The sequence below is a fragment of the Stenotrophomonas sp. IS26 genome, assembly GCF_054188265.1.
On the sequence record NZ_JBSZJV010000002.1, the window covers coordinates 337093 to 348791 of the forward strand.

At 67.8% G+C, this 11699-nt stretch carries 12 protein-coding genes; 5 read left to right on the top strand and 7 right to left on the bottom strand.

The window, feature by feature from the left end; all coding sequences use genetic code 11:
- Positions 1-177: 177 nt before the first annotated feature.
- Both ACW6W5_RS03415 and ACW6W5_RS03420 read left to right on the top strand, forming a co-directional pair.
- Positions 178-570 carry a c-type cytochrome gene (locus ACW6W5_RS03415; RefSeq protein ID WP_152151641.1) on the top strand — a complete coding sequence of 131 codons (393 nt, stop codon included), beginning with the start codon at positions 178-180 and terminating at the stop codon, positions 568-570.
- Between the two features lie 8 nt (positions 571-578).
- Complete coding sequence (locus tag ACW6W5_RS03420; protein WP_019183110.1) at positions 579-1040, top strand: c-type cytochrome; 462 nt, start codon at positions 579-581, stop codon at positions 1038-1040.
- Between the two features lie 45 nt (positions 1041-1085).
- On the opposite strand, the gene ACW6W5_RS03425 is transcribed toward ACW6W5_RS03420, so the two are convergent.
- Both ACW6W5_RS03425 and ACW6W5_RS03430 read right to left on the bottom strand, forming a co-directional pair.
- The gene (locus tag ACW6W5_RS03425; protein ID WP_121042118.1) at positions 1086-2969 is read right to left on the bottom strand and encodes an ATP-binding cassette domain-containing protein; all 1884 of its coding nucleotides are present in this window, start codon (positions 2967-2969) and stop codon (positions 1086-1088) included.
- A 35-nt stretch (positions 2970-3004) separates the two neighbouring features.
- The gene (locus ACW6W5_RS03430) at positions 3005-3901 is read right to left on the bottom strand and encodes a LysR family transcriptional regulator (RefSeq protein ID WP_152151639.1); all 897 of its coding nucleotides are present in this window, start codon (positions 3899-3901) and stop codon (positions 3005-3007) included.
- 104 nt (positions 3902-4005) lie between these two features.
- Here ACW6W5_RS03430 and ACW6W5_RS03435 point away from each other — a divergent pair, with 104 nt between their 5' ends.
- Both ACW6W5_RS03435 and dbpA read left to right on the top strand, forming a co-directional pair.
- A complete protein-coding gene (locus tag ACW6W5_RS03435; RefSeq protein WP_152151637.1) occupies positions 4006-5082 on the top strand; it encodes a YeiH family protein in 1077 nt (358 codons plus the stop codon).
- Positions 5083-5115: 33 nt separating this feature from the next.
- Positions 5116-6498, top strand: coding sequence for an ATP-dependent RNA helicase DbpA (gene dbpA, locus ACW6W5_RS03440; protein ID WP_121042113.1), 1383 nt, complete (start codon positions 5116-5118; stop codon positions 6496-6498).
- A gap of 104 nt (positions 6499-6602) precedes the next feature.
- Here dbpA and ACW6W5_RS03445 read toward each other — a convergent pair whose 3' ends face one another.
- The 4 genes from ACW6W5_RS03445 to ACW6W5_RS03460 all read right to left on the bottom strand — a co-directional run bounded on the left by ACW6W5_RS03445 (position 6603) and on the right by ACW6W5_RS03460 (position 9848).
- On the bottom strand, positions 6603-7139 hold the full coding sequence (locus ACW6W5_RS03445; protein WP_121042110.1) for an adenine phosphoribosyltransferase: 537 nt from the start codon (positions 7137-7139) through the stop codon (positions 6603-6605).
- Positions 7140-7181: 42 nt separating this feature from the next.
- A complete protein-coding gene (locus ACW6W5_RS03450; protein WP_152151635.1) occupies positions 7182-8747 on the bottom strand; it encodes a protein adenylyltransferase SelO in 1566 nt (521 codons plus the stop codon).
- 37 nt (positions 8748-8784) lie between these two features.
- Positions 8785-9477 carry a glutathione S-transferase family protein gene (locus ACW6W5_RS03455; RefSeq protein ID WP_121042106.1) on the bottom strand — a complete coding sequence of 231 codons (693 nt, stop codon included), beginning with the start codon at positions 9475-9477 and terminating at the stop codon, positions 8785-8787.
- 161 nt (positions 9478-9638) lie between these two features.
- Positions 9639-9848: a cold-shock protein gene (locus tag ACW6W5_RS03460; RefSeq protein WP_017356920.1), complete on the bottom strand. Its 210-nt coding sequence runs from the start codon at positions 9846-9848 to the stop codon at positions 9639-9641.
- Positions 9849-10149: 301 nt separating this feature from the next.
- Between ACW6W5_RS03460 and ACW6W5_RS03465 the strand changes: the two genes are divergently transcribed.
- On the top strand, positions 10150-10617 hold the full coding sequence (locus tag ACW6W5_RS03465; RefSeq protein WP_152151633.1) for a YaiI/YqxD family protein: 468 nt from the start codon (positions 10150-10152) through the stop codon (positions 10615-10617).
- Positions 10618-10785: 168 nt separating this feature from the next.
- Here ACW6W5_RS03465 and ACW6W5_RS03470 read toward each other — a convergent pair whose 3' ends face one another.
- Complete coding sequence (locus ACW6W5_RS03470; protein ID WP_121042102.1) at positions 10786-11670, bottom strand: pseudouridine synthase; 885 nt, start codon at positions 11668-11670, stop codon at positions 10786-10788.
- Positions 11671-11699: the final 29 nt, after the last annotated feature.

Sequence of the window (11699 nt, forward strand, 5' to 3'; positions counted from 1 at the left end):
GGTGTGGTAGCAAAGTAATGCACCACGTCACGACCACACCATATCCCAAAGGTCATGGTGACCTGCGGCGATGGCTTCCCGGGCCCGGTTTCAGCTAGATGAAATGGCAGGCTATACTCGGCCCAGTTCCGTACCCCACGCCGGAACGACCAGACCCGTTTATCGGAAAAGGACATCATGCGCCCGCAGCCGCTCGCCGCTTGTCTCGTTCTGGCCGTCCTCCTGCCCCTCGGGGCCGCCGCACAGGCCGCAACACCCGCTCCTGCTGTACCTTCCACCCCCGCTCCGGCCGCCACCGCGCCGGCGCCTGCCGCCGTCACCGGCCGGTTCGACAATGGCCGGGTCCTGGCCTACACGTGCCAGGGGTGCCACGGCATCACCGGGTACAAGAACGCCTACCCCAGCTACAAAGTGCCCAAGATCGGCGGGCAGACCCGTGAGTACCTCAGCCAGGCGCTGACCGAGTACCGCCACGGCAAGCGCAAGCATCCCACGATGCAGGCGCAGTCGATGAGTTTCAGCGAACAGGAGATCGCCGATCTCGCTGTTTACCTGTCCACCGTCAAATAAGCGCGCTCATGTCGAAAGCCACGCCACTCCAGCGTTATGCCATCGCCCTGTCCGTTGCCCTGCTGATGACTGCGTGTTCGCAGTCACAGGTGGAGAACAGCGCAGATTCCGCCGCCGATCCGGGCCACGCCAGTGGTGAACACGGGTCCGGCTCCTCCGCCGGCCTGCCGGCCGGCCGCATCGCCGCCGGTGAGGCGCGTGCCCAGGTCAAGGGCAAAGCCACCGGCCAGAGCTGCATCGACTGCCACGGGGCGGACGGCAACAAGCCGATCGACCCGACCTACCCGAAACTGGGTGGGCAGTACGGGGATTACCTGGCGCACAGCCTGCAGGCCTACCGCGCGGGGGATCGCCAGCACGCGCTGATGACCCCGCAGGCGACCGACCTGAGTGATCAGGACATCGCCGATCTGGCTGCATATTTCGGCTCACGACCGACCCAGCTGCGGGATCTGCACGGCTTGAAGTGACGACGGTGGAGCCGACCAACGGTCGGCTCTACATTGATCGCTGGATCAGGCGTCCAGCTCTTCCCAGCGCGCGTACGCGGCATCCAGCTCGGCCTGCACCTTGGCGAGCTTCGCATTGTGCGCGGCCATGTCGGGCGCGCTGCGCTGATAGAACGCCGGGTCGTTCATCGCGGCGGTGAGGCCTTCGACGTCCTTCTCCAGCGTTTCGATCTTCAGCGGCAGCTGTTCCAGCTCGCGCGCGTCCTTGTAGCTCAGCTTGCGCTTGGGCTCGGCCGGCGCGGCAGCGGCAGCAGCCGCAGCAACCGGCTTGGCCGCCACCACCGGTGCGGACGCAGCCGCGGCGGCCACGCGTGCGGCGTGGCGCTGCCAATCGGTATAGCCGCCAACGTACTCGCCGACCACGCCGTCGCCCTCCATCACCATCGTGGAGGTCACCACGTTGTCCAGGAAGTCACGGTCATGGCTAACCAGCAGCAACGTGCCGGTGTAGTCGCTCAGCAGCTCTTCGAGCAGCTCGAGGGTTTCCACGTCCAGATCGTTGGTCGGTTCATCCATCACCAGCAGGTTGGACGGCTGCGCGAACAGCTTGGCCAGCAGCAGGCGGTTGCGCTCACCACCGGACAAACGGGTGATCGGCGCGCGGGCACGCTCGGGCGAGAACAGGAAGTCCTGCAGGTAGGCATGCACGTGCTTGCGCTTGCCGTTGAACTCGATGAAGTCGCGGCCCTCGGCCACGTTCTCGATCGCGGTCCAGTCTTCGCGCAGGACCGCACGGTACTGGTCGAAATACGCGATCTGCAGGTTGGTACCGGCGCGCACTTCGCCGCTCTGCGGCTGCAGGTCGCCCAGCAGCAGCTTGAGCAGCGTGGTCTTGCCGCTGCCGTTCGGCCCGATCAGGCCGATGCGGTCGCCGCGAAGGATGACGGTACTGAAATCCTTGACCATCACGCGCTCGCCGAAGGCGAACGAGATGTCCTTGACGTCGATGACCTTCTTGCCGGAGTTCTCCGCCTGCGCCGCTTCCATGCGCACGTTGCCGCCGAGTTCGCGGCGCTGCGAGCGATCGTTGCGCATCGCCTTGAGGCGGCGCACACGGCCTTCGTCGCGGGTGCGGCGGGCCTTGATGCCCTGGCGGATCCAGATTTCTTCCTGCGCGAGCAGTTTGTCGAAGCGCGCGTTTTCCTGCGCCTGCGCGTTCATGCGCTCTTCGCGGCGGCGTTCGTAGTTGGCCCAGTCGCCCGGCCAGCTGGTGACCTGGCCGCGGTCGATCTCGACGATGCGGGTGGCCAGTGCACGCAGGAAGCGACGGTCATGGGTGACGAACACCACGCTGCCGTTCCAGTTCTTGAGGAACATTTCGAGCCAGTCGATGGCTTCGATGTCCAGGTGGTTGGTCGGTTCGTCGAGCAGCAGCAGATCCGGCGAGGACACCAGCGCGCGGCCGAGCAGCACACGGCGCTTCATGCCGCCGGACAGGCGCGCGAATTCGGCATCGCCGTCCAGGTCGAGCTTGGTCAGGGTCTCGCTGACGCGCTGATCCAGGCCCCAGCCGTTGGCGGCATCGATCTTGGCCTGCACGGCCGAGAGCGCATCGCCGTCGAAATCCTCGGCCATGCTCAGGTGGTGGAACTCGGCCAGCCACTGGCCCAGTTCGCCCAGACCATCGGCGACCACGTCGAACACGCTGCCGGCGGCACCGTGCGGAACCTCCTGTTCCAGGCGGGTGATGCGCACCCCCTGCTGCACGCGGACTTCGCCGTCATCGGGCTTGTGATCGCCGGACAGCAGTTTGAGCAGGGTCGATTTGCCGGCGCCGTTGCGCCCGATCAGGGCGATACGCTCGCCCGGCTCGATCGACAATTCGGCTTTTTCCAGCAACAGGGGGCCGCCGACGCTGAAGTCGACGTTTTGCAGAGTAATCAGAGGCATCCGACCATTGTACGGTCTGGCGGCAACCGCGTCGCTTACTCCTGACCGAACGCGTCCGCGGGCAGCGCCAGCAGCGCCCGCAGCGCCGCGGGCACCCGCTTGCCCGGATGACGTACCACCCACAGCTGGCGCGACTTCGGCGGCACCGGCGTTTCCACGACGCTCAAGCTGCCCAGCGCGAGCAGATCGGCCACCGCATGCCGCGACAGGCACGCCAGGCCAAGCCCGGCCGCAGCGGCCTGCTTGATCGCCTCGGTGCTGCCCAGCTGCATGGCGCGGGCAAAGTGGTGCAGGTGCGGCAGCAGCGCCTGCTCAACCGCCTCGCGGGTGCCCGAACCCGGCTCGCGCAGCAGCCAGCGGGCCTGCGCCAGCGCCGCGACATCCATGCAGGTGGGCGTCGTGCCCGGCGCGGCCACGATGACCAGATCATCGCGCTGCCACGGCAGCACCTGCAGGCCGCTTTCATGGCACGGGCCTTCAATCAGGCCCAGATCGACCTCCAGGCGCTGTACGGCCGCGACCACATCTGCGCTGTTGCCGATCCGCAGGTCCACCTGCGCCTGCGGGTTATCGGCCAGCAGCGCGGCGACGCGGGATGGCAGCAGGTAGTTGCCGATCGTGGTGCTGGCCCCGAGCCGCAGCAGCAGAGGCAAGACGCCGGCATTGGACTGCCCTGCGCCGGCCAGCCGCTCCAGATCGGCGGCGGTGACCAGCAGCGCGCGGGCCGGATCCAGCAGCGCCCGTCCCTGCGGGTTGAGCACCAGCCGGCGCCCGATCCGGTCGAACAGTGGGCTGGCCAGCTGGCTCTCCAGTTCATTGAGCGCGGCGCTGGTGGCCGACTGCGATAACGCCAGCTGCGCGCCCGCCGCAGCCGTGGTGCCGGCGTCGGCAATGGAGACGAAAACCTGCCATTGACGGAGGGTGAGGTGCATGACGCCAATTAACGCACTAAACAGGTCGAAATTACAGGAACAATGCGTTTTACAGGTTCATCAGCAACGCGCAGGCTATGCCGGTGCTTTGACTGGAGACCCTTGTGAACACCTCTGCCGACGCCCTGCCTTCACCCACCACCGCGCAGCGCTGGCGCAGCCGCCTGCCCGGGCTGCTGCTGACCGGCGCCGTTGCGGCTACGGCCATGGGCCTGGCGCCGCTGCCGTGGCTGCAGGCGCACGGCATCAGCGCGCTGACCCTAGCCATCGTGCTCGGCATCGCCGTGGGCAACACTGCCTACCCGCGGCTGGCGGCCCATGCCGGCGCCGGGGTCGGCTTTTCCAAGCATTGGCTGCTGCGGGCAGGCATCGTGCTGTACGGCCTGCGCCTGACCTTCCAGGATATCGGCCAGGTCGGTATCAGCGGGGTGCTGATCGATGCGCTGGTGCTGACCAGCACGTTCGCGCTGGCCTGGTGGGCCGGCACGCGCTGGTTCGGGCTCGAGAAGGAAAGTGCCCTGCTGATCGGCGCGGGCAGCTCGATCTGCGGGGCGGCGGCGGTGATGGCGGCCGAGCCGGTGGTGCGCGGGCGCGCCGAACAGGTGACCGTGGCCGTGTCCACCGTGGTGGTGTTCGGCACGCTCGCGATGTTCCTGTACCCGCTGCTGTACCAGCTCAACCTCGCGCACGGGTGGATCCCGATGACCGCGCAGGGCTACGGCGTGTTCACCGGCTCGACCGTGCACGAAGTCGCCCAGGTGGTCGCCGCCGGCCGCGCCGTGAGCACAGCTGCGGCCGACACCGCCGTGATCGCCAAGATGGTGCGGGTGATGATGCTGGCACCGTTCCTGATCGGGCTGTCGATGCTGCTGGCACGCCGTGGTACGCCGGGGGCGCCCGGCCAGCGCGCCAGGATCGTGGTGCCCTGGTTCGCGTTCGGCTTCGTCGCGGTGGCCGGGCTCAACTCGCTGCAGGTGCTGCCGGCGTCCATCGTCAGCGCGGCGATCGAACTGGACACCGTGCTGCTGGCGATGGCGATGGCCGCGCTCGGTCTGACCACGCATGCCTCGGCGCTGCGCAGGGCCGGGATGAAGCCGCTGCTGCTGGCGCTGGTGTTGTTCGGCTGGCTGCTGGCGGGCGGGCTGGGGATCAACCTGGGCATCCACGCGCTGCTGGGCTGAGGCACGCCGGGCGGACTTCTGCGACACTACCGCATGTCTGAATTCTCCTCCCTGCCGCTGAAACCAGCGCTGCTGCCCGGCATCGATGCCATGGGCTATACCTCGCTCACCCCCGTGCAGGCCCAGAGTCTGCCGGCCATCCTTGAGCGCCGCGATGTCATCGCACAGGCCCCGACCGGCAGCGGCAAGACCGCCGCCTTCGGCCTGGGCCTGCTGCAGGCGCTGGACCCATCGGTGACCCGCGCCCAGGCGCTGGTGCTGTGCCCGACCCGTGAGCTGGCCGACCAGGTCGGCAAGCAGATCCGCAAGCTGGCCACCGGCATTCCGAACCTGAAACTGCTGGTGCTGACCGGCGGCATGCCGCTGGGCCCGCAGCTGGCCTCGCTGGAAGCGCACGATCCGCAGGTCGTGGTCGGCACCCCCGGGCGCATCCAGGAACTGGGCCGCAAGCGCGTGCTGCATCTGGGCGGCGTGACCACGCTGGTGCTGGATGAAGCCGACCGCATGCTCGACATGGGCTTTGAAGAGCCGATCCGCGAGATCGCCGGACGCACCAGCAAGGACCGCCAGACGCTGCTGTTCTCGGCGACCTTCCCGGATGAGATCCGCGAGATCGCCCGCGTGCTGCTGCGCGACCCGGTGGAAGTGACCGTGGAAGGCGCCGATCACGCGCCCGCGATCCGCCACCTGTTCTGCGAGACCGAGCTGGCACTGAAGCAGAAGGCGCTGGCCGGCCTGCTGCTCAAGTACACGCCGGAATCGGCCGTGGTGTTCTGCAACACCCGCCGCGATGTCGACGATGTCGCCATTTCGCTGCAGCAGTTCGGGTTCTCTGCGCTGCCGCTGCACGGCGAGATGGAACAGCGCGACCGCGACGAAGTGCTGGTGCGCTTCGCCAACCGCAGCTGCAACGTGCTGGTTGCCAGCGACGTCGCCGCGCGTGGCTTGGATGTGCAGGATCTGGCCGCGGTGATCAATTACGAGCTGCCGACCGATATCGAAACCTATGAGCATCGCGTTGGCCGCACCGGCCGCGCCGGTGCAACGGGCCTGGCCATCAGCCTGGTGACGCACCGCGAGCGCAACCGCGCCGATGCGCTGGAAATGGCACAGGGCAAGCCGCTGGACTGGCAGAAGACGCCGCTGGCCACCGCACGCCCGCCGGTGCTGCCGCAGGCCGCGATGACCACGCTGCGCATCGATGGCGGCAAGACCGACAAGCTGCGCCCGGGCGACATCCTCGGCGCACTGACCGGCGATGCCGGGCTGGCGGCCAAGTACATCGGCAAGATCGACATCTACGCCACGCGCTCGTACGTGGCCATTGCGCGCGAACATGCCGGCCGGGCGATCGGCCAGCTGGAGGCCGGCAAGATCAAGGGCCGCCGGTTCCGCGTCCGCAAGATGGATGTCTGAGCGGTAGAGCCGACCGTTGGTCGGCTGCACGTTCCTCGAGGCGTTCGAGGTGCCGGCCAGCGGCCGGCACTACCGGTGCCGTCACGCCCGCGCGGCTTCCCGGATCAATAGACCAGGTTGGCCAGCAGCGGGACGTCACTCGTCCAGCGGTCGCGGCCACCGAGGCCGGCCAGTTCCACCAGCACGGCCGCACCGACCACCTCGACCTGCAGCTGGCGGGCCAGCGACAACGCCGCCAGCAGGGTACCGCCCGTGGCGAGCACATCATCGATCACCAGCACGCGTGCGCCGGCCGGCAAGGCATCGGCGTGCACTTCGATGCTGTCGGTGCGGTATTCCAGGGTGTAATCCTGGCGCAGCACCTTGCCCGGCAGCTTGCCCGGCTTGCGCACCGGCACGAAGCCCACGCCCAGCACCCGCGCCATGGCCGCGCCGAGGATGAAGCCGCGCGACTCGATCCCCATCACTGCCTGCAGGTTGGCATCGCGCCAGGGCGCAACCATCGCATCGATGGCGGCCGCGAAATCCGGGCCGTCGGCGAGCAGCGGCATGATGTCCTTGAACAGGATGCCCGGCTTGGGGAAATCGGCGATGTCGCGCAGGCGGCCGGCCCAGGCGGGCGTGGCGGAAGACTCGGTCATGGGTCTGGGAACGAACGGGGTGGCATAGGGTAACCGAGGCGCTTACGAGCTGCAGGACAGCATCGAGCAGCCGGCCTTCACGCGCGCCCACTCGGGCCGCTTGGCCGCGAAGTGTTCGCGCCCCGGCTGCGTTTCATACGGCCGCCGCAGCACCTCCAGCAGCGTATGCACGCCGCTGAGGTCGCCCTGCTCCGCCTGCTCGATCGCCTCCTGGGCCAGCCAGTTGCGCAGCACGTAGCGCGGGTTGGCGCGGCCCATCTGCTGCTGACGCGCCTGTGCACTCAGGCCATCGCCGCGCAGGCGCGTCGCGTACTGCTGCAGCCATGCCTGCAGCGACGGCAGCACCGCGTCGCGACGGGCCGGGCTGTAGAACGCCTCCTTCAGCACCACCACGGAAGGCGATGCAGGATCGAGCGCCATCAGCCCACGGAAGGCCAGGGTCATGTCCATCTCGCCCTCGTGCAGGATCTCCAGCCAGGCGGCCATCAACGCCACATCCTCATCGCGGCAGCTATCCAGGCCCAGCTTCGCGGCGATGTCGGCGCGCTCGCAGTCCGCATGCACCTGCTGGAAACGCGCCAGCCCGTCATGCAGCGGGGTGACATCCTCGAACAGCGGTGCCAACGCCTGCGCCAGCCGGGTGAGATTCCAGTAAGCCACCTGCGGCTGCGTGCCGAAACGATAGCGTCGGCCCTGCGCGTCGGTGGTGTTGGGGGTCCACTCGGGATCGTAATCCTCGACCCAGCCATACGGGCCGTAATCGATGGTGAGCCCGAGGATGGAGAGGTTGTCGGTGTTCATCACGCCGTGCACGAAACCCACGCGCATCCAATGCGCGACAAGCACCGCGGTGCGCTCGCAGATGTCGGCAAACCAGCGCGCATGGCGCGCCTCGCCCGCCTCTGCCAGCGCAGGAAAATCGCGCGCGATGCAGACATCGGCCAACTGCCGCAGCAACGTCGTGTCGCCGCGCGAGGCCGGCAGTTCGAAGCTGCCGAAGCGGATGAACGACGGCGCGACGCGACACACGATCGCGCCGGGTTCGGCTTCAGGGTGACCGTCGTAGAACATGTCGCGCACGACGGCATCGCCGGTGCCGACCAGACTCAGCGCGCGCGTGGTCGGCACGCCGAGGTGATGCATCGCTTCACTGCACAGGAACTCGCGGATGGACGAGCGCAGCACCGCACGCCCGTCGGCGCCCCGCGAGTACGGTGTGCGCCCGGCGCCCTTCAACTGCAGCTCCCAGTGCGCACCGTCCGGGGTGAGCAGCTCGCCCAGCGAGATCGCACGGCCATCGCCGAGCTGCCCCGCCCAATGGCCGAACTGATGGCCACCATAGTTGGCCGCCCACGGTGCCATCCCGGCATACAGCGCATTGCCGCCGAACACCCGTGCGAAATCCTCGCTCTCGATCAGGTCCTCGCCCATGCCCAGCAGCGTGGCCACCTCCGGCGAGTACGCCAGCAGCCGTGGCGCGGCGACCGGCGTCGGCATGACCGAGGACCACGCGGCCTCGCGCACCTCGCGCGCGCGCGGGCCGGTTTCCGGGTCGCCGGGCAGATCACGGATGAAACGGTTGTCGAAACGCAGGGGCTGGGTGCTCATCGGTATGAAATGGGGGCAGACCGGCTGCCCCGCAAGTTCAGCGCGAACCGCCGCCGAGGTTCAACGGACCGCCGCGCTCCACCGCACGTTGGTAGGCCGGGCGCTGCTCGATCCGGGCCAGGTATGCCTGCAGCCGTGGGTAGGCGGCCATGTCGCCACCGCGCGCGGCGGCGGCCTGGATCGGGAAGCTCATCTGGATATCGGCGGCGGTGAAGCGTTCCCCGGCGAACCACGGCGACTGGCCGAGCTCGCGTTCCATCCAGTCCATGTGCAGCTTCACCTGCGGACGCACGAAGCCGTTGAGCGCCTTGTCGGCGATGGAGCGCGCGATCGGCTTGGCGAAGAACGGCATCGGCGCATTGCGCAGCCGCGAAAACACCAGCGTCATCACCAGCGGCGGCATCGCCGAGCCTTCGGCGTAGTGCATCCAGTAGCGGTAACGCACGCGTTCGGGGGCCTGGGCCGGCATCGGCTCGGGGGAGAGCTGGCGGCCGCTGTCGTAGCGGTCGGCGAGGTATTCCAGGATCGCGCCGGATTCGGCCAGCACCAGCGCGTCGTCCTGCAGCACCGGCGACTTGCCCAGCGGGTGCACGTCGCGCAGCGCCTGCGGCGCGAGCCAGGTCTTGGGATCGCGCTGGTAGTTGACGACCTGGTACGGCAGGCCCAGCTCTTCGAGCATCCACAGCACGCGCAGCGAGCGCGAATGGTCCAGATGGTGCACCTTGATCATCGAGGGTTCCGCAGGGTCAAAGCGGCATCGTAACCGGGCGACGGGAACGATGACGTCTTCAACGGGATCTGCGTCGACGATGGCCGAATGCCGCCCAATAAAAAACGCCGGAAGCTTTCGCTTCCGGCGTTTTAGGCGACCTTACGGTTGCGGGGGGTCGATTAGACCGCCTGCACCTGGTCAGCCTGCATACCCTTCTGGCCCTGCACGGCGACGAAAGTCACCTTCTGGCCTTCCTGCAGCGACTTGAAGCCGGTGCCCTGGATCGCGCGGAAATGCACGAAGAGGTCCGGGCCGCTTTCCGGGGTGATGAAGCCGAAGCCCTTGGCGTCGTTGAACCACTTCACGGTGCCCTGCTGACGATCAGACATGTACTAACTCCTGAAACAATAGTTGAAATAATCGCGGCCGCCGCGTATCGGAGCCGAGACTGAGTTGCAGGCGTTGGTAAAGCGGATCGATGAGCAGATCGTGAGATCAACTGCACCAGGCCACGATTCACGGTGACCCTAGCAAACACAGTGTGGGTGACGATACTCGTGTTTTACCGAAAAAGCGATAGCTGGTTGATTCAGCCATCCTCCCCCTCCCGCCTGACAGGACAAGGGGTCGGGCGATCCTACACGAAATCGCACCCCCTATTCAGATTTTTCCTACCTTAAGATCAGCCAAATGACTGATGCCCCGACCCCTAAAGTTCACATCTGGGTGGACGCCGACGCTTGTCCGGCCGTCATCAAGGAGATCCTGTTCCGTGCCGCAGAGCGTGCCGGGATCGAGATGACCCTGGTCGCCAACCACTGGCTGCGGACCCCTCCGTCCCGTTTCATCCGCTCCATCCAGGTTCCGCCGGGCCTGGATGTGGCCGACAGCGTGATCGTGGAACGGGTCCAGCCGGGCGATCTGGTCGTCACGCCGGACATCCCGCTGGCGGCCCTGGTGTTGGACAAAAAGGCCGTCGCATTGAACCCGCGCGGCGACCTGTACACCCCCAACAACATGGCCGAGCGGCTGTCGATGCGCAATTTCATGGAGGAACTGCGCGGCTCGGGCGTTCAGACAGGCGGCCCTCCGCCGCTGCATGCGCGCGACAAGCAGGCCTTTGCCGCGCAACTGGACCGTTGGCTGGCCAAACGTTAAGGCTGATGAACCGTCAGCACCCTGATGAACCGCTGGCCGGCTGAGGGTTCGGTGTGGAAAGGGTCCGGCATGGCTGAGGGGCCGGTGTCGGTAGAGCCGGCCGCTGGCCGGCTCCTCCGTCGCATCTGGTGACCACCACAGATCCCGGCAGCCGGCCAGCGGCCGGCCCTACAGGTGAAGCGACAACCCGCTGGCGAACGTGCGCCGCTCCCCGGTCAACGGGTCATCGAACGCCAATTCCTTGGCCAGCAGCTGCAGCGGCGCGTCCGCCGGCGCATCCGCGTGCAGCTCCGGGTACAGGTCGTCCCCCAGGATCGGGGCGCCCAGCGCGGCCATGTGCACGCGCAGCTGGTGCTTGCGGCCGGTCACCGGGTGCAGTCGGTAGCGCCAGACCGGTCCGGTGCCGTCGATCACCTCGATGCGGGTCCGCGCATTGGGCTCGCCGGGCTCCTCGGCCATGCGGAAGAACGGCTCTCCCGGGACCAAGCGGGTCTGCCGCTCCAATGGGAACGGCAGTTCGGGCAGTCCCGGCGCCAGCGCTTCGTACACCTTCTCGATGCGCCGCTCGCGGAACAGGCGCTGGTAGGCATCGCGGCTGTCTGGCCGGGTGGAGAACAGCACCAGCCCGGCGGTCAGGCGGTCCAGGCGGTGCAGCGGCACCAGATCCCGGTTGCCGGTGCGCGCCACCAGCCGGGCCAGCAGCGTCTCGCGCACGTAGCCGCCGGCAGGGGTGACCGGAAGGAAGTGCGGCTTGTCGGCCACCAGCAGGTGCGCGTCCTGGTGGACGACGGCCTCGGCGAAAGGAATCGCCGGCTCATCAGCCACCTCGCGGAAATACACGATCTCCAGCCCCACCTGCCAGGCCTGATCCGGCGCGAGCGCCCTGCCCTGCGCGTCCTGCACCCGCCCCCGGGCGAAGCGGTCTGCCCACTGCGCGCGGTCGATGCGCGGAAAGCGTGCGCACAGCCCGTCCAGCAGGCTCGGCCAGTCGCCGGGGGGCAACTGCAGGCGGCTGGGTGCGGGGGCAACGAGGATCGGATCGGACGGGCTCATGGCGAACCATTATCATGGCGCTCTTTGTT